The sequence below is a fragment of the Corynebacterium neomassiliense genome, from assembly GCF_900626215.1.
In the GTDB taxonomy this organism is placed as follows: domain Bacteria; phylum Actinomycetota; class Actinomycetes; order Mycobacteriales; family Mycobacteriaceae; genus Corynebacterium; species Corynebacterium neomassiliense.
Genome location: NZ_LR131107.1, coordinates 188,325 through 205,361 on the forward strand (window position 1 = coordinate 188,325; position 17,037 = coordinate 205,361).

Consider the following 17,037-nt stretch of genomic DNA (forward strand, 5'->3'; position numbering starts at 1 on the left):
GAGATCGAAGAAGAGATCACAGAAGAGATCACAGGAGTGGCCCAACCCCATGGCGACGATGCAGGAAAGCGGAGAGCTGCTCAAGTGCTCCTTCTGCGGTAAGAGCCAGAAGCAGGTCCGGAAGCTCATTGCGGGCCCCGGTGTGTACATCTGCGACGAGTGCATCGAACTGTGCAACGAGATCATCGACGAGGAGCTCGCCGCCGGCGGTCCGGGGGATGTCGAGACCTCCGATCTCCCGCACCCCGCGGAGATCACCCGGTTCCTCGACGAGTACGTCATCGGGCAGGACGCGGCCAAACGCACGCTCGCCGTCGCGGTGTACAACCACTACAAGCGCATCCGGGCGGAGTCAGCGGACGCCGGTGCCCGGCGCAGTGACGACGAGGTCGAACTGTCGAAGTCGAACATTCTCATGCTCGGCCCGACAGGGTCCGGGAAGACCTACCTGGCCCAGTCACTGGCCAGGATGCTGGACGTTCCCTTCGCCATCGCGGACGCCACCAGCCTCACCGAGGCCGGCTACGTCGGTGAAGATGTGGAGAACATTCTCCTGAAGCTGCTGCAGTCGGCGGACTTCGATGTCGCCAAGGCGCAGCAGGGCATCATCTACATCGACGAGGTGGACAAGATCTCCCGGAAGTCGGAGAATCCGTCGATCACGCGGGACGTCTCCGGTGAGGGCGTGCAGCAGGCTCTGCTGAAGATCCTGGAGGGCACGGTCGCCGCGGTGCCGCCGCAGGGTGGTCGCAAGCACCCCAACCAGGAGTTCATCCAGTTCGACACGAAGAATGTCCTGTTCATCGTGTCCGGTGCCTTCTCCGGGCTGGAGAAGGTCATCGCTGACCGTCGTGGTCGCAAGGGTGTCGGTTTCGGGTCGGAGATCCGGGGCAAGGCGGAGGAGGAGAAGGATCCGTTCAGGTTCGTCGAACCGGAGGATCTGGTGAGATTCGGTCTGATCCCCGAGCTCATCGGCCGTCTCCCCGTCGTCACCCATGTCGGCCATCTGGACGAGGACGCCCTGGTCCGTATCCTCACTGAACCGAAGAACTCCCTGGTACGCCAGTACCAGAGGTTGTTCGAGATGGACGGGGTCCGTCTCACCTTCGAGGACGACGCCCTGCGCGCCGTGGCGGCTAAGGCCCTGGAACGGGAGACAGGGGCACGTGGTCTCCGCTCGATCGTGGAGGATGTCCTCCTGCCGGTGATGTTCTCCATCCCGGATGACAAGGACACCGGTGAGGTGATCATCACCGGTGAGAGCGTGCGGGAGGGGGCTGAGCCCCGGCTGCTCACCCATGAGCAGGTGGCCGAGCGGGAGCGCCGGTCGGCCTGATCCGGACGGGGCGGGTGTGCCGGGTGACTGTGGTGTCAGTCCTCGTAGAGTGACCCGAGGCCGTCGTCGGCGGTGTTCTCGTCGTCGTCCCGGTAGTCGAGGTAGTCGAGGAAACCCGGCTCAGTGCCGACGGCCACCCCGCTCCAGGGGGCGACGGTGGTGGGGTTGCCGGTGACGGGGGTGTCGGCGTCCCCGGCGGTGTCTCCGCTCCGGACGGGGCCGAGGTCACCGTCGAATTCTCCGGTGTGGTCTCCACCGGAGCCACCGGGGCCGGGGCGGCCGGCGGAACTGTCACCGTCCCCGGCGGAGTAGAGGGACGCCGAGACAGATGAGGGGGCTGAGGTCGTCGGGGAGGCGTGCGTGTAGGAACTGCCTTGCGACGTCGGCATGGAGGTCGTGAGGAAGGCGAGCACCGCGTCACAGGCGAGCTGTTCCAGCCCTTCGACGGTCGGACCGTAGTCGACGTCGGTGGCGTAGTGGGCGTGGAATGTCGCCCCCTGTGCCGCCGGGAACGTGCACAGTGAGGTGATGAGCACGAAGACGTCTTCCGCGGAGATGCCGGGGCGGAACGCCCCGAAGTCCTGGCCGCGCATGAGGACCCGGTCGATCTGGAGGACCACGGGGGAGGCTTCGAGGATCTCCGGACGGCCTGTGACGTGGGCGTGGCCCTGGATGTTCTCGGTGAGGATCAGACGTACGGCGTCCGGGTGGGCACGGTGGCGCCGGTAGGCGGTGCGCACCAGCACCCGTACGGCCTCGGCCGGCGTGAAGTCCTCCACGTCCATGTCCGAGGGCCGTGGCCACAGCAGGCGGAAGGAGTACCGCAGGGCCTCGTCGTAGAGGACCTCCACGTCGGAGAGCAGGGGGTGGTCGACCGGTACGCCGGCGCCGACGGCGATGTCGCTGACGTTGGCGTCCAGACCTGAGCGGACCAGTTCGGGCAGGGCGGTGTCGAGGATGAGCCGGTATTCGTCGATGGAGCAGCCGTAGCGGCGGAAAGTCTCGGGAAGGACCTCGAGCCGGGCTGCGACGTGGTTCCAGTCGGTCTCGTGGCTGGTGACCGGAGTCACGTGGTGCGACGTCATGCCTGCCTGTCCTTCCGGGGGTGAGAGCGGTGCCGGCGATCGGGGGTGACGGGTGCAGTGGGTTTCACCCCCCGACAGTTGACCCCGCGGTGCTTTCTGATGGAACCCAGACTAGTAGGTCTGTTCCGGTCCCCGTTCACACCCGCACCCGTGTCCACCCGACAGGGGGTGAAACGCGAGCTCACCTACACTGGATCGGGAAAGTTCCGGCCGGGCCGGACACGTCCCCGGACATGCCTGTCGGCGACCTGTGCGTGCCACCGGACCGGAACCCGTCCAGGGAGTGCAGGATGTGGCGTCAGTCGGGAACCGTCTGTCGGGAAAACAGTCCGACTGCGCCGCGCACCTGTGCCGCCCGTTGAAGCTCAGCGAAGGAGTCACCGTCATGACCCCGAACGACATTCCCGCCGTCGAACCGGCACCCGTCACCGTCGCAGTCACCGGAGCTGCCGGCCAGATATCCTACTCACTGCTGTTCCGGCTGGCCGCCGGTGAAGTCTACGGCCCGCACTCCCGGGTCAACCTCAGGCTGCTCGAGATTCCCGCGGCCACGGACGCCGCCAGGGGGGTGGCCATGGAACTGGAGGACTCCGCCTTCCCCCTCCTGGGGGAGGTGACCGTGACCGCCGACGCGGAGACCGCCTTCGACGGGGTGGACGCCGCGTTCCTCATCGGGGCGAAACCCCGGGGGAAAGGGGCGCAGCGCTCCGACCTGCTGGCCGACAACGGGGCGATCTTCGGCCCACAGGGCAGGGCCCTGGCGGCGGGAGCGAAAGAGGGGTTGCGCGTCCTCGTCGTCGGTAACCCCGCGAACACGAACGCCGCCATCGCCGCGGCCGCCGGGTCCCTGCAGCCCCACCAGATCACCGCCATGACCCGGCTCGACCACAACCGTGCCCTGGCGCAGGTGGCTGCGAAGACCGGCGTTCCGGTCGATGGTCTGCGCAGGATGACGGTGTGGGGCAACCACTCCTCCACCCAGTTCCCGGACATCACAGAGCTGGTGGACGCCGACGGGAGAGGCCTGGCGGAGGCTCTCGGTGGCGCCGACGGGCAGTGGAGCACGGAGGAGTTCATCCCGAAGGTCGCTGACCGGGGTGCGGAGATCATCAGTGTGCGCGGATCGTCCTCGGCGGCGTCCGCGGCGAGTGCGGCGGTGGACCACATGAGGGACTGGGTGTTCGGTACCCCGGTCGACGACTGGGTGTCCGTCGCACTGCCCTCCGACGGCTCCTACGGTGTCCCGGAAGGCCTGGTCTGCAGTTTCCCCTGCCGGAGTGTCGACGGTCGCTGGCAGATCGTGCAGGGGCTGGAACTCTCGCCGGCCCAGCGGTCCCGCCTGGACGCCTCGGTCGCGGAGATCGCCGAGGAATGGGACACCGTCAGACGCCTCGGGCTGGTCTGAGCCAGGCAGGGAGCCATCGGTGCCGGTCGGTCAGGTCAGTCGAGATGCTCGAACTTCGACTCCCACGCAGCGGCCACAGGATTGGCGTCGGCGATGAGGTTGTTGAACCGGTCATTGGAGATCTCCACCACCTCGCCGAGCAGCTGGACACGCTCCTGCGCCGGAGAATTTCCGAGCCTACGCAGCCCCTCCCTGACAATCTGCTCCCGGGAGTCCATCCGGCCCAGGCAGGCGACGAAGGGCATTCCGAACCGTGCGGAGTAGCGGTCGCACAGCTCACGGAGCTGACGCTGCTCCACATCGTCGAAGCTGCCCAGCGCCAGGGAACCTGCGAAACCGGACTCCCGCTCCCCGGAATCCGGGTCGAGGAGCAGGTCCGCCGTCGAAGGATATGCGCGGATCAGGGCGTCCTGCTGCTCCCGGGGTGCGGTGAGGACGGCGTTCTGGATCGCCTCACGCAGCTCGGGGACGGAGCCGAACGGGGCTGCGGCGTGGGCGCGTTCCAACGGCCAGGTGGCGTCGTTGAACAGGGAGGAGAACGTGGTCACGAACGTGCCCGTGTCCATGGCGTTGACATCGTCGAGGGTGAGCATACGGCCCGCCCGGTCGCGGGTGACGTCCGGGGAAGTGCGGCGTCCCACATGGAAGAAGAGCAGGTTGAGGATGATCGCGGAGACAGACCCCGTGGTCACACCCGAGGCGAAGAACACCCGCGCCCAGTCGGGGAAGACCTCCGCGATCCCCGGGCGGAACGTCACCAGCATGCCCAGGCCCACCGAGACCGTGAGAATTGTCGCGTTACGGGTGTCGGTCAGGTCGACCTTGGCGAGAGTCTGGATGCCGACCAGTGCGACATTGGCGAACAGGACCATGCTCGCCGCTCCGAGTACCGGGGAGGGGATCGCCGCGACAACGGCCCCGGCCTTGGGTACCAGGCCGATGACGATCATGAGGACGCCCGCAGCCGCCACCACCCACCGTGACCGCACCCGGGTCATGCGCACCAGGCCGACGTTCTGGGCGAAACAGGTGTAGGGGAAGGAGTTCAGTACACCACCGAGCGTGGTGGACAGACCGTCCGCGCGCAGGGCCCGGGAGATGTCCTCCTTCGTGGTGCGACGTCCGACGATCTCCCCGGCGGCGAAGACGTCCCCGGTGGACTCCACCATCGTCACGAGCATGACGATGATCATCGACACCGCACCGGTGAACACGAACTCCGGCGTACCGAAGTAGAACGGGGTGGTGAATCCGATCCACGGTGAGGATCCGAGGTCATTGAAACCGGCGTCCCCGGCCATGAACGCCACCGCGGTGCCCGCCACCAGGCCGGCGAGCACGGCGAGAGTTCCGAGGAACCCCCGGAAGAACCGTTGGACGACGATGATGACCGCCAGCGTGAGCCCGGCGTAGGCGAGGTCCTTCGTCGCAGGCACGCCCTCGGCGTGGTTGGTGAAGTCGTTCGCGGCGACGGACAACAGTGTGATACCCATGGTCGTCAGGACGGTTCCGATGACAACCGGGGGGAAGAACCTGATGAACTTCGCGAAGTAGGGGGCCGCGAGGAAGGTGAAGACACCGGCGACAATCACCGAGCCGTAGATCGCCGGCAGTGTGGCCGTACCGCCGCGGTCGTCCACCGCCAGTCCGATGGCGACGATCGGGGCGACCGCGGTGGTCGTGACACCCTGGATGACCGGCAGACGGACACCGACGCGCCAGAAGCCCACCGACTGGATCAGGGTGGCGATACCGCAGGTGAACAGATCGGCGTTGATCAGGTGGATGGTGGTTTCGGCGTCCAGGTTCAGCTGCCCGGCGATGAGGAGGGGGACAACCACGGCCCCCGCGTAGAACGCGAGGAGATGCTGGACACTGAGGACCGCCAGTTTTCCGGCGGGCGGGACCTGGTCGACAGGGTGCACCGGGGTCGTGCCCCGGGGTCTGGTGGACGTGCTCATGCGGACACTTTCAGGGTGGGGCCGGCCGGGGCCGGACGGGCGGCGGTGGTCCGGCCGGCGGCACGTCCTGTGCGGGGTCTCCGCGGCGGACGATGACCGGACCTGGGTACCGCAACAGCGTAGTCCCGGTGCAGGACGGTCAGGCACGGAGGACCCGGGGATGCCGCGGCCGGCCGGCAGGTCAGGTGCCCGATTCGGTGTCACGGCCGGGCGTACTAGAATCTGCGGGATGTCCGAAACAGAGATTCCGGCGGAGGTGACGGCGTCGGGGACCCCGACGGCGGACCCGGAGGCCCGGTACGTCGAGGTGTGGAATGACCTTGTGTCACCCCGTGACCTGACCTGGTCGATCGTCATCTGTGCCGCCACCACAGCGCTGGCACTGGGCATCGCCACGGTGCTGCATGTGCAGGAGTTCTTCTGGGGGCTCGGGGGAGCGGTACTGGGGTTCGTCGTCAGCGCCGTGGTCTTCACCCCGAAGCGTGAGGTGCGGATTACAGGGCAGGCCGGAACAGGGCAGGCCGCCTGATGGATCCCGCCCTCATGCTGCAGATGCTCCTCGCCGCGGTCGCGGCGGTCCTGCTCTACACCTTCATCGGGTTCATCCCCGGCACCGACGAGACCAGTGTCCTCGTACCGGTGTCACTGGCGCTCGCCCTCGCCGGGGTGGACCCCATGGTGCTGCTCACCTTCTTCATCGCCGCGATCGTCACACTGAACCTCGCCAACGCGATACCCACGGCACTGGTGGGACTGCCGGGTGGCGTCCTGTCCGCCCCGATGATGGAGCATTCGCTCTACCTCCGGCAACAGGGACGCTCAGCCGAGACCATCCGCAAGATGGCGGCGGGCAGTGCCGTCGGTACCGTCATCGCCGTCCCCGTGAGTTTCGCCATCGCCTCGGCGATCGCACCCTTCGCCGACACACTGCGGCAGCACGGCAGTCTCCTCTTCGTCGGTGGTGCGGTCGTGCTCGCACTGCTGGGCCGGAACCGGCTGCTCAACCTCCTGGCGATCATCCCGATGTCCCTGCTGTTCCAGGGTCTGCTCTCGCTGTACCGGGACAGTGGCGTCATCCCGGAGGACGGCAACATCTCCGTCTCCTTCTTCCTCGGCATCACCATCGGACCCTTGCTCGTCTCGGTGCTCGGGATGCTCAACAGGACCGTCAGGGACGCCATGCCCCGCAGGCGCGCGGTGAAGGTCGATCTCGCCACCAGTGGAACCGACCACTCTGCGCTCAATCCGACGAAGATCCTCACCACCGACGAGACTGTCCGTACCGGATTCTGGTCCCTTGTCACCACCCCCCTGTTCTTCCTCAGTCCGGTGGGCCTGACCTTCCTGCTCGGCGAGCTCGCCGCGGGCAGGAAAGGGGACCGCACCACACGGGCGGACCGGGCGATGGCGGCCATGAGCGGTATCGCGCACGCCAGCTATCTCTCGGGTACGATCATTCCGCTGCTGGCGGTCGGCATCCCGTTGTCCCCGGTGGCGATCGGACCGGCACAGGCACTGTTCAACGCTCCGCCGGCATATGACCTGGACAGTAACCTGCACCACACTCTGAGTACGGCCTCGTTCATGGTCGCGGTTGTTGTCGGAGCGGTCCTGGCACTGGTGCTCACGTACTTCATCGCCGTGCGGTACTCGTACCGGATCACCTACCTTGTGATGAGGTACATCGCGCACGAAGCGGTGTTGGGCCTGTTCATAGCGTTTATTCTCCTGCTCGCCTACCTGGACGCCGGAGTGGCGAATATCTTCGGAGTTCTACTTGTGGGTGTCGCCTGTGGCACCCTGAACAAGCTGGGCGTCGGCTACGGCGTGCAGTTCATGACGTTGTACGCTTCGCCCTGGATAGTCCAGAACCTGCTGTAGAAAGGCTTCCGTGGAACCTCATGTCGGAGTCGGCCAGACTGTGGCCAAGATCATCCTGTTCGGGGAGCACTCCGTGGTGTACGGGCATCCCGCCATCGCCATGCCGCTGCCGACACTGCGGATGACGGCCCGGGCCGTGCCCACGGACGGGCCGAGCACACTGACCGGGCTGGGATGGTCAGGCCCGCTGGCGCAGGCACCCGCCCGGTTCGCCAGCATCGCCAGAGCGGCTTCGGTCGCGGCGTCCTTCGCCGGCCACCCGGACGCCGGTCTCAACATCTCCACCGACGCCGAGTTCCCGCCCGAGAGGGGCCTCGGTTCCTCCGCCGCGGCCGCCGGGGCGGTCATCCGCGCCGTCCTCGACGCCTTCGACACCCCCGCCACCAGGGAGGAGATCTTCTCCCTCACCCAGGAGGCCGAGACAGTCGCCCACGGCCGCCCCTCGGGTCTTGACGCGGTGGCGACCTCGGCGGACGCCCCGGTGCACTTCCAGGCGGGCGTCGTCACCGCCCTCGACGTGGTCCCGGACGCCTGGATCATCATCGCCGACTCCGGTGTCGAGGGCAGCACCCGCGAAACTGTCGCCCACGTGCGCCCCCGGTACGACCCCGACCGTGCGGCGCCCCCCGCGGCCCTCGACCGCCTCGGCGAGATCACCGGTGAGGTCGTCACCGCGCTGCGCGCCCGCGACGCCGCGGCGGTGGGACGCCGCGCCACGGAGGCCCACCGGCTCCTCGCCGGACTCGGTGTGAGCAATGAACAGCTCGACACCCTTGTCGCCGCCGCTGTGCGCGCCGGGGCCCTGGGTGCGAAACTCACCGGCGGCGGGCGCGGAGGATGCGTCATCGCACTGGCGTCCTCCCAGAAGGACGCCGTGCGTATCGAGGAGGCCATGCGCGGCGCCGGCGCGTCGGCCACATGGGTCCACGCCCCGGAACCGGGCCAGATGGCGGGGGAGGTCGCCCGGTGACTGACGCCCCCGCCGGAGAGCCCCCGGTGCCGTTTCCGACGGGACACGCCGCCACCGCGACCGCACACGCGAACATCGCCCTGATCAAGTACTGGGGCAAGGCTGACGACGACCTCATCATCCCCGTCACCTCGAGCCTGTCCCTGACCCTCGACTCCCTCTACACCACGACGACGGTACGTTTCGGCACCCGCTCGGTGACACGCGCCGGCGCCGACACCGCGACCCTCGACGGCGAGGAGGTGACCGGAAAGGCCCTGGACCGCATCGTGACACTGCTCGACCTGGTCCGCAGCCGAGCCGGTACCGACATGTTCGCGGAGGTGACCTCGACGAACACGGTGCCCACCGCGGCGGGGCTGGCCAGTTCCGCCTCAGGTTTCGCCGCCCTGGCGGGGGCTGCCCCGGCCGCGGCCGGCCTGGACCTGTCCGCCCGGGAACTGTCCCGGCTGTCCCGTCGGGGATCGGGGTCGGCGTCCCGGTCCGTGTTCGGCGGACTGGCGATGTGGCACGCCGGTACCGACGACGAGAGTTCCTACGCCGAACCTGTCCCGGACCCGACCGGCCTCGCCGACCGTCTCGCGATGGTCGTGCTGGTCCTCGAGTCCGGGCCGAAGACCGTCTCCAGCAGGGAGGGGATGCTGCGGACCGTGCAGACCTCCCCGGAGTACCGGCCGTGGGTGGAGGCCCACGCCGGCCATCTGGCGACCGCTCTCGCAGCGGTCGAGGCGGGCGACCTCGGCATGCTGGGTGCGGTCGCGGAGGAGAACGCCGCGGGGATGCACGGGACCATGCGCGCGGCGGTCCCGCCGGTGGAGTACGTCACCGGCCAGAGCCGGGCGGCCCTCGCCGCGGTACGAACCGCGCGCCGGGAGGGACTGCCGGCGTGGGCGACGATGGACGCCGGGCCGAATGTGAAGGTGCTCACCAGTGCCGACCGTGCGGGGGAGGTGGATGCCCGGCTGCGTGAACTGCTCGCCCGGGATGTCCCCGGCCTGCGTACGGTGGTGGCACGGTCGGGTCCGGGGCTGGAGATCAGCAGAGTGACGACAGAGGAGGACGCCTGATGGATGCCGTGGCACCGTCGTCGGTGACCGAGGTGAAGGCGCCGGGGAAGCTGTATATCGCCGGCGAGTACGCGGTGGTGGAACCCGGGTATCCGGCGGTCCTCGTCGCCGTCGACCGGTACATCACGGTCAGGGTCACCCCCGCGGTCTCCGACACCGGTCACATCACCACGGACCAGAACGCCGGCAGCCGGCTGGAGTGGTACCGGCAGGGCAGTGACATGCTCATCGAACCTGACCAGGACCAGTTCAGTTTCGTCCTGGCGGCGGTGCGCACCGTCGAGGAGGCGGCGGTGGCGTCCGGGGTGCCGCTGCAGGTGTTCGACCTCGACATCACCAGTGAACTCGACGATGATTCGGGCAGGAAGTTCGGCCTGGGGTCCTCCGCCGCGGTGACCGTGGCGACCGTGCGTGCCCTGTGCGCGCACTACGGGCTGAAGCTGTCCAGGATGGAGCAGCTGAAACTCGCCCTGCTCGCCAGCACCGAGGTGCAGCGTTCCGGGTCGGGTGGTGACGTCGCCGCGAGCATGTTCGGCGGGTGGATCGCCTACACCTCCTTCGACAGGGAATGGACCCGGCAGCAGCGGGGTCGGCGTCCTCTGCTGGAACTGGTGAAGGCGCAGTGGCCGGGACTGTCGGTGCGCCGGGTGTCACCCCCGGAGCACCTCCGGCTGCTGGTCGGATGGACCGGTTCCCCGGCCTCGACGTCGCGGCTGGTCGGTGACGTACAGTCCAACAAGGCGGTGGACGCCGCGTGGGACTACTCGACATTCCTCGCGGAATCCCGTGAATGTGTCGGGGACTTCGTCGCCGCACTCGACGCGGACGACACCGCCGGGGTCTTCGCCGGGATCAGGCGTAACCGGGCGCTGCTGCGTTCCCTGGGTGAGCACACCGGGACGACCATCGAGACACCGACACTGCGACGGCTCATAGAGTCCGCCGAGGCCCACGGCGGGGCGGCGAAGACCTCAGGTGCCGGCGGCGGGGACTGCGGAATTGTGCTGATCAGCAGGGACGCCGACATTGACGGACTGTTGGCGGTGTGGGAGAGGGCGGACATCCGTCTGCTGAGTCTGCACCAGCATCTGCCTGACGGAGAGGATGACTGATGGGAACCGAACACGACCGTGGCCCCGGGCCAGTCCCCGCCGTCGCGGGCCCTGCTGCCGGTGCGGCCAACCGGAAGGACGAGCACGTCCGCCTGGCCGAGGAACTGCGTTCCCGGCCCGGGGCGGCCCCCGGTGACGGTGTGTGGGACGACATCCGTTTCCTGCACCGGTCCTTCCCGTCAGTGGCCTTCGACGAGGTGTCGACGGAGACGACGGTGTGTGGCCGGACCTGGGGAACACCCTTCTACATCAACGCGATGACCGGGGGGTCGGAGAAGACGGCACTGATCAACGCCGACCTCGCCCGGGCTGCGGCGGCCACCGGCGTGGCGATGGCGACGGGGTCGGCCAGCCCGGCACTGAAGGACCCGTCGCTGGCACATTCGTTCCGGGTGGTTCGCGAGAATGCGCCGGACGCCTTCCTCTTCGCCAACGTCAGCCCCGAGATGACTGTGCAGCAGGCCCGCGACGCGGTCGCCCTGCTGGACGCCGACGCCCTTCAGATCCACGTCAACCCGGCGCAGGAACTGGTCATGCCCGAGGGTGACCGGGATTTCCGCGGCTGGCTGGACCGGGTGGAGGAGATCGCCGCCGGTGCCGGTGTACCTGTCGTGGTCAAGGAGGTCGGTTTCGGGCTGGGCACCGAGGCGGTGGAACAGGTCGTGGCGCGGGGAGTCACGACCGTGGACGTCAGCGGCAGGGGAGGCACGAACTTCATCGACATCGAGAACCGGCGTCGGAAGAAGCAGGAGTACGCCTATCTGTCGGGGTGGGGGCAGACGGCGGCGGAGTGTCTGCTGGACCTGAAGGCCTCGGACGTGGCTGCCGGATCACCCGGAGATCCGGTCCGGCTGCTGGCGTCCGGCGGGGTGTCCACGCCGCTGGACGTGGTGAGGGCACTGGCGCTGGGTGCGTCGGCGGTGGGGGTGTCCGGGCATTTCCTCCACGTGCTGGTGAGCTCCGGGCTGGACGCCCTGGTCACCGAGATCGAGGCGTGGAAGTCTCAGGTCCGGACCCTGATGACGCTGCTCGGGGCGGGGACTGTCACCGATCTCGGGCGTGCCGGTGTGCTGGTGGTGGGGCGGACCGCGGAGTTCGCCCGGTTGCGTGGGGTGGATCTTCAGAGCCTCGCACGCAGGTGACGCCGGCGCCGCTCACCGACGGACCGTGACGGTGTCGGCGAGGCGGTACGGGCGGGTGTCGACGAGCCCGGAGATCTCCTGCCGGATCCGGTGCACCACGGTGCGTACGGCGATCCTGCTGCCCTCGTCCCCGTAGACCTCCAGGGCGAGTTCGCGGGCGCTGAGCCCGTCGGGTCGCCCGGCGAGCGCGGAGATGACGGCGGCACGGCGTCCGGTCAGGGTGTGCGACCAGGTTCCGTCGGGGACCCCCACGAGGACCTCGCACCGGGATCCGCGCAGTGTCACCTCGACCTCGGACCTGCCCGCGGAGCTTCCGGTGCAGGGCACGAGCAGCCATCCTCCGGTGACCGGCACAGGTTCCACCGCACCGACCCGGTCGATGACCAACGGTCCGTTGATCTTCTCCGGCAGTGTGATCCTGTGGGGCAGGGTGAACCCCTTCGCCGCCGCAACCCATCCCCACCGGTCGACGGCGACCCACGCTCCGGAGGTGACGGAACGTGCCGCTGCCGTGGCCGCGAGGTCGGCGAGACTCTGCCGGTGTATCTCGCGCAGCTCCAGTTCGGCCTGCCGGGCCAGGCTGGTGGCCACGACGATGGCACTGGAGTGCGCGTCCGCGGTGCGGTAGGACAGGTCGATGACGCCGATGACGCGCCTGCTCCGTGGGTCGGTGACGGGCGCTCCCGCGCAGCTCCAGGGGTGCTGGTTGAGGCAGAAGTGTTCGGGACCGTGCACATGGACCGGGGTGGACGAGGTCAGGGTGGTGCCGATGCCGTTGGTGCCGACCGTCTTCTCGGACCAGTCACTGCCGGGGGCGAAGTGCAGACTGTCCGCCAGCCGGCGCATGGACCGGCTGCCTCCTCTCCACACGACGCGGGCGGAGGCGTCCGCCAGCACCAGGAGTGTGTGGTCGTCGGCGAGCAGTGTGTCGAGCTGACGTTGAAGGAGCGGTAGCAGGGACATCAGTGTCGCCGCCTCCGCGGTGGGACCGTGGTCGGTGTCCCCGGTCGGTGAGGGCCAGGGGGAGGGAAGTTCATCGATGTCAGGGTGCAGGCCTGACCTCAGGCTCCGCTGCCAGGAATCCTCGATGACGCGGCGGGGACGTGCGACCGGCCGTCGACCCGCGGTGAAGTCGGCGTGGATCGACTCGAGCAACGACAGGTACTCCGGTGAGCTGTCTCCACCGTCGAATGCTGCCTCGAAGGATCGCATGGTCCTGATGTTACCTTCGTCACCGATAGTTACCAGCAGTGGCGGAAGGTCACCTCCGTACAGGGGTGGTTGCACAACGTTGCAGGGGTACGGACCGTGCAGCGTATGTCCGGTTTTGTGTGTTTGCCGGGGAAAGACACCCCTGTCTGTGGGCGGCAGGTGGCTAGCGTCGGAGGTGAGCCCCCGGGAGAGGTCCGGGTGCGAACCGCAACGCGAAGGGACATCGGACACCATGAGCCCGACCACCAGCGCCCCGAAGGGGCGGAGCAAAGCCAAGAAGCGTGGCACGCTGTCACTGTCAGACGAGGAGCTGCTCGGCGCTTACCGTCGGATGAGTGACATCCGCGCCTTCGAGGAGCGCCTGCACGTCGAGAACGAGACCGGGGACATCCCCGGGTTCATCCACCTCTACGCAGGACAGGAGGCCATCGCGGTCGGAGTCTGTGACGAACTCCGGTCCACCGACTACATCGCCTCCACCCACCGGGGCCACGGCCACTGCCTGGCCAAGGGCTGCGGGATCCGCGAGATGATGTGCGAGATCTTCGGCCGTGCCGAAGGCCTCTGCCACGGCAAGGGCGGATCCATGCACATCGCGAACCTGTCGGTCGGCATGCTCGGCGCAAACGGCATCGTCGGCGGTGGCCCGCCCCTGGCCACCGGTGCCGCACTGACCGCCAAGACCCTCGGCAACGGCGGAGTCGCCGTCCCGTTCACCGGCGACGGAGGTTCGAACCAGGGACTGGTCTTCGAGGCCATGAACATGGCCGTCGTCCTCCAGCTTCCCGTGGTCTTCGTCTTCGAGAACAACGGCATGGGTGAGGCGACCGGAGCCGACTTCGCCGTCGGATCCCATGACATCGCCGGCCGTGCGAAGGCTTTCGGCATGCCGGCCGTGAAGGTCGACGGTACCGACTACTTCGCCGTGCGCGAGGCAGCTGCCGAAGCTGTCGGACGTGCCCGCTCCGGAGGAGGCCCCTCCGTGATCGAGGCGTCCGCGAAACGCTTCTACGGGCACTTCGAGGGAGACCCGGCGCTCTACCGCACCCCGGAACAGCTCAAGGAGTACCGCGCATCCCTTGATCCGCTGCTGAGGTTCAGGGAGAACACCGCCGGACAGATCGACCCGGCTGAACTGGACGCCATCGACGCCGCGTCCGTCAAGGAGGTCGACGAGGCCGTGGCCTACGCCCGTGCCGCCGCCTGGCCGGACCCCGCCGACGTGGACCGTGACGTCTACCTGTCGTACTGACCGCCCCCCGATCAGAGAACCTGAGGAAGAACAGCGATGAGCAAGAAAAGTTTCCGCGACGCCATCCGTATGGCGATGGCAGACGCGATGCGCGAGGACGACCATGTCGTCCTCATCGGCGAGGATCTGCGGGGTGGCAAGGGCGGTACGAACCCGGACACCACCGTCGAAGCTTTCGGCGGTGTCTTCGGAGTGACAAGAGGACTGTGGACCGAATTCGGTGATGACCGGGTGATCGACACCCCGATCACCGAATCCGCGATCCTCGGCATGGCGGCCGGTGCCGCGACCACCGGGCTGCGCCCGGTCGCCGAGCTGATGTTCATGGACTTCTTCGGCGTGGCCTACGACATGATCTACAACCAGGCCGCCAAGTTCCGCTACATGTTCGGCGGCAAGGCCACGACCCCGCTGGTGGTCAGGGGCATCATCGGTGCGGGCGTCGGCGCAGCGGCCCAGCACTCGAACTCGCCCTACCACCTGTTCACCTCGACCCCCGGTGTGAAGGTCGTCGTGCCCTCCAACGCCTATGACGCCCGGGGACTGCTGCTGCAGTCCATCCGGGACGACGATCCGGTGATCTTCTGTGAGCACAAGGCGATGTACGACCTGAAGACCGAGGTACCGGACGATCCGTACACGATCCCCCTGGGTGTGGCGAACTACACCCGTCAGGGCACGGACGTGACCGTCGTCGCCCTCGGCAACCTCGTCAACACCGCCAACACTGTCGCCGACAAGCTCGCCGGGGAGGGCATCTCCGTCGAGGTGGTCGACCCCCGCACCACCAGCCCGCTGGACGAGGAGGGCATTCTCGAGTCCGTGGCCTCCACCGGCAGGGCCGTCGTCGTCGACGAGTCCGCGGCACGGTGCGGCTTCGGCCACGACGTCACCGCCCTGATCGCGACCCGGGCCTTCGACTCCCTCAAGGCCCCGGTGCAGCTGATCGTCCCGCCGCATTCCCCGGTCCCGTTCTCCACCCCGCTGGAACAGGCCTGGGTCCCCAGCGCCGGACGTATCGAGGATGCCGTGCGCAAAGTCATGGAGGTGTGACATGAGCTCCATCAGACCCATCGAGGTCCCGAAATGGGGCATGACGATGGACGAGGGCACCATCGACGAGTGGTATCTCGCCGAGGGAGACTCCTTCTCCGAGGGCGACCTGCTGTGCAGCATCGAGTCCACGAAGGTCATGAACGACCTTGCGGCGAACTTCGACGGCGTCCTGCGACGCATCGTCGCCCACAGCGGCGACGTCCTGCCGGTCGGCTCCCTCATCGGGGTCGCCGCGGACCCCTCCGTCGACGATTCCGAGATCGACGCGTACATCGCCGAGCGCACCGGAGGTTCCGGGGACGCCGACGGTTCCGCTGACACGGACGGGGAGGACGCCACGTCCACGCCGGCCGCAGAGTCTGCCCCGGCAGCGCCGGCGACCCCGCCTGCAGCACAGGCGGCCGCACAGTCCGTCCCGGCGTCGCTGCGCGGAGACACCGGCGACGACATCTTCGCCACACCCCACGCCCTCGGGTTCGCCCGCGAGCACGGTATCGACCTGGGGAAGGTCACCGGCACCGGCCGCGGCGGGCGCATCAGCCTCGCCGACGTCGAAACCGCGGTGACCTCCGCCGGTGGCGCCGTCCCGGAGAAGACCGCCGCACCCCGGTCCACCAAGCCGCTGCGTTCCACCGCCGACGATTCTGCGGTGGAGGCCACACCGGTGGCCCGCAGACTGGCGGCAGAGCTCGGCGTCAACCTCCACGACTGCCGCGCGACCGGCCGCAACGGGCGGGTGTGCGTGCCCGATGTCGAGGAGGCGGCCCGCCGCTTCGGACTCGACCGGCCCGACACCCAGGTCGGATCCGCGGCGTCCCCGGGCACCACCGGCGGAGCAGCTGCGGTCCTGACGGGCGATGTCGCGAACACTCCCGAGGCCGTGCCGTTCACCGGCATGCGCCGGGCGATCGCCACGAGGCTGCAGCAGTCCGCCCAGACATCACCGCACTTCCGGGTCAACCAGGAGGTGCAGATCGACGAGCTGCTGGCACTGCGCAGGCAGATCAATGCGACAGTGCCGGCGGTGAAGGTCTCCGTCAACGACCTCATCGTCAAGGCCGTCGCCACGACACTGCTGCGTGTCCCCGAGGTCAACGTGCAGTTCGACGAGGCGACGCAGACGGTGCTCAGGTTCCCGTCCGCGGACGTCTCCGTCGCCGTGTCCGTCCCGGACGGGCTGATCACCCCCATCGTCCGGGCAGCGGACCGGAAGACCCTCTCCCAGATCTCCGAGGACATCCGTGACCTCGCGATCCGGGCGAAGGCCGGCAACCTCCTGCCCGACGAGTTCCAGGGGGGCACGTTCACCGTCTCGAACTTGGGCATGTTCGGAGTGTCCTCGTTCGACGCCGTCATCAACCCGCCGCAGGCCGCGATCCTCGCCGTCGGTGCCGGGGTGCGCAGGCCTGTGGTGCTCGACGACGGGTCCGTGGAGCCCCGCACGGTGCTGACCCTGAGCCTGGCGGCCGACCACCGGGTCATCGACGGTGCCCTGGCCGCGACCTTTATCGGCGAGCTCAAGGGCATCCTCGAGCAGCCGGCACAGATGCTGGTCTGA

14 protein-coding genes are annotated in these 17,037 nt (G+C 68.3%); 11 read left to right on the top strand and 3 right to left on the bottom strand.

The genetic code is table 11. The features are described 5' to 3' along the window. Positions 1 to 58 precede the first annotated feature (58 nt). Positions 59 to 1,336: an ATP-dependent Clp protease ATP-binding subunit ClpX gene (gene clpX, locus E0E18_RS13185; RefSeq protein ID WP_066586092.1), complete on the top strand. Its 1,278-nt coding sequence runs from the start codon at positions 59 to 61 to the stop codon at positions 1,334 to 1,336. Positions 1,337 to 1,371: 35 nt separating this feature from the next. Here clpX and E0E18_RS13190 read toward each other — a convergent pair whose 3' ends face one another. After that, the gene (locus tag E0E18_RS13190) at positions 1,372 to 2,421 is read right to left on the bottom strand and encodes a TetR/AcrR family transcriptional regulator (protein ID WP_130841739.1); all 1,050 of its coding nucleotides are present in this window, start codon (positions 2,419 to 2,421) and stop codon (positions 1,372 to 1,374) included. A 385-nt stretch (positions 2,422 to 2,806) separates the two neighbouring features. On the opposite strand from E0E18_RS13190, the gene E0E18_RS13195 reads away from it, so the two are divergent. After that, positions 2,807 to 3,826, top strand: coding sequence for a malate dehydrogenase (locus E0E18_RS13195; RefSeq protein ID WP_130841741.1), 1,020 nt, complete (start codon positions 2,807 to 2,809; stop codon positions 3,824 to 3,826). A gap of 35 nt (positions 3,827 to 3,861) precedes the next feature. Here E0E18_RS13195 and E0E18_RS13200 read toward each other — a convergent pair whose 3' ends face one another. Further along, the gene (locus tag E0E18_RS13200) at positions 3,862 to 5,787 is read right to left on the bottom strand and encodes a solute carrier family 23 protein (RefSeq protein ID WP_130841743.1); all 1,926 of its coding nucleotides are present in this window, start codon (positions 5,785 to 5,787) and stop codon (positions 3,862 to 3,864) included. 229 nt (positions 5,788 to 6,016) lie between these two features. Between E0E18_RS13200 and E0E18_RS13205 the strand changes: the two genes are divergently transcribed. Genes E0E18_RS13205 through fni form a run of 6 tightly spaced genes read left to right on the top strand, consistent with a single transcriptional unit; the run spans position 6,017 to position 11,959 of the window. Next, positions 6,017 to 6,316 (top strand): hypothetical protein, encoded by a 300-nt coding sequence (locus tag E0E18_RS13205; RefSeq protein ID WP_130841745.1) that lies wholly within the window; start codon positions 6,017 to 6,019, stop codon positions 6,314 to 6,316. Continuing rightward, complete coding sequence (locus E0E18_RS13210; RefSeq protein ID WP_130841747.1) at positions 6,316 to 7,668, top strand: tripartite tricarboxylate transporter permease; 1,353 nt, start codon at positions 6,316 to 6,318, stop codon at positions 7,666 to 7,668. Before E0E18_RS13205 ends, E0E18_RS13210 begins: the two co-directional genes overlap by 1 nt. Before the next feature lie 10 nt (positions 7,669 to 7,678). Continuing rightward, a complete protein-coding gene (gene mvk / locus E0E18_RS13215) occupies positions 7,679 to 8,638 on the top strand; it encodes a mevalonate kinase (protein ID WP_130841749.1) in 960 nt (319 codons plus the stop codon). Continuing rightward, positions 8,635 to 9,705: a diphosphomevalonate decarboxylase gene (gene mvaD / locus E0E18_RS13220; RefSeq protein WP_237559837.1), complete on the top strand. Its 1,071-nt coding sequence runs from the start codon at positions 8,635 to 8,637 to the stop codon at positions 9,703 to 9,705. Before mvk ends, mvaD begins: the two co-directional genes overlap by 4 nt. After that, on the top strand, positions 9,705 to 10,817 hold the full coding sequence (locus E0E18_RS13225; protein WP_130841753.1) for a phosphomevalonate kinase: 1,113 nt from the start codon (positions 9,705 to 9,707) through the stop codon (positions 10,815 to 10,817). Before mvaD ends, E0E18_RS13225 begins: the two co-directional genes overlap by 1 nt. After that, on the top strand, positions 10,817 to 11,959 hold the full coding sequence (gene fni / locus E0E18_RS13230) for a type 2 isopentenyl-diphosphate Delta-isomerase (RefSeq protein WP_130841755.1): 1,143 nt from the start codon (positions 10,817 to 10,819) through the stop codon (positions 11,957 to 11,959). Before E0E18_RS13225 ends, fni begins: the two co-directional genes overlap by 1 nt. A 12-nt stretch (positions 11,960 to 11,971) precedes the next feature. Here fni and E0E18_RS13235 read toward each other — a convergent pair whose 3' ends face one another. Next, positions 11,972 to 13,171 carry a GAF domain-containing protein gene (locus E0E18_RS13235; RefSeq protein WP_161972312.1) on the bottom strand — a complete coding sequence of 400 codons (1,200 nt, stop codon included), beginning with the start codon at positions 13,169 to 13,171 and terminating at the stop codon, positions 11,972 to 11,974. Between the two features lie 289 nt (positions 13,172 to 13,460). On the opposite strand from E0E18_RS13235, the gene E0E18_RS13240 reads away from it, so the two are divergent. Genes E0E18_RS13240 through E0E18_RS13250 form a run of 3 tightly spaced genes read left to right on the top strand, consistent with a single transcriptional unit; the run spans position 13,461 to position 17,037 of the window. Then, entirely contained in the window at positions 13,461 to 14,423 is a 963-nt protein-coding gene (locus tag E0E18_RS13240) for a thiamine pyrophosphate-dependent dehydrogenase E1 component subunit alpha (RefSeq protein WP_272914267.1), read from the top strand. A 36-nt stretch (positions 14,424 to 14,459) separates the two neighbouring features. Next, positions 14,460 to 15,476, top strand: a complete 1,017-nt coding sequence (locus E0E18_RS13245; protein WP_066584808.1) for an alpha-ketoacid dehydrogenase subunit beta — start codon at positions 14,460 to 14,462, stop codon at positions 15,474 to 15,476. A gap of 1 nt (position 15,477) precedes the next feature. Beyond that, a complete protein-coding gene (locus E0E18_RS13250) occupies positions 15,478 to 17,037 on the top strand; it encodes a 2-oxo acid dehydrogenase subunit E2 (protein WP_130841759.1) in 1,560 nt (519 codons plus the stop codon).

Excerpts from the sequence above, each read along its gene's own strand:
- clpX (WP_066586092.1), top strand. The coding sequence starts at position 59 with ATGCAGGAAAGCGGAGAGCTGCTCAAGTGCTCCTTCTGCGGTAAGAGC.
- E0E18_RS13190 (WP_130841739.1), bottom strand. The coding sequence starts at position 2,421 with ATGACGTCGCACCACGTGACTCCGGTCACCAGCCACGAGACCGACTGG.
- E0E18_RS13195 (WP_130841741.1), top strand. The coding sequence starts at position 2,807 with ATGACCCCGAACGACATTCCCGCCGTCGAACCGGCACCCGTCACCGTC.
- E0E18_RS13200 (WP_130841743.1), bottom strand. The coding sequence starts at position 5,787 with ATGAGCACGTCCACCAGACCCCGGGGCACGACCCCGGTGCACCCTGTC.
- E0E18_RS13205 (WP_130841745.1), top strand. The coding sequence starts at position 6,017 with ATGTCCGAAACAGAGATTCCGGCGGAGGTGACGGCGTCGGGGACCCCG.
- E0E18_RS13210 (WP_130841747.1), top strand. The coding sequence starts at position 6,316 with ATGGATCCCGCCCTCATGCTGCAGATGCTCCTCGCCGCGGTCGCGGCG.
- E0E18_RS13225 (WP_130841753.1), top strand. The coding sequence starts at position 9,705 with ATGGATGCCGTGGCACCGTCGTCGGTGACCGAGGTGAAGGCGCCGGGG.
- fni (WP_130841755.1), top strand. The coding sequence starts at position 10,817 with ATGGGAACCGAACACGACCGTGGCCCCGGGCCAGTCCCCGCCGTCGCG.
- E0E18_RS13235 (WP_161972312.1), bottom strand. The coding sequence starts at position 13,171 with ATGCGATCCTTCGAGGCAGCATTCGACGGTGGAGACAGCTCACCGGAG.
- E0E18_RS13245 (WP_066584808.1), top strand. The coding sequence starts at position 14,460 with ATGAGCAAGAAAAGTTTCCGCGACGCCATCCGTATGGCGATGGCAGAC.
- E0E18_RS13250 (WP_130841759.1), top strand. The coding sequence starts at position 15,478 with ATGAGCTCCATCAGACCCATCGAGGTCCCGAAATGGGGCATGACGATG.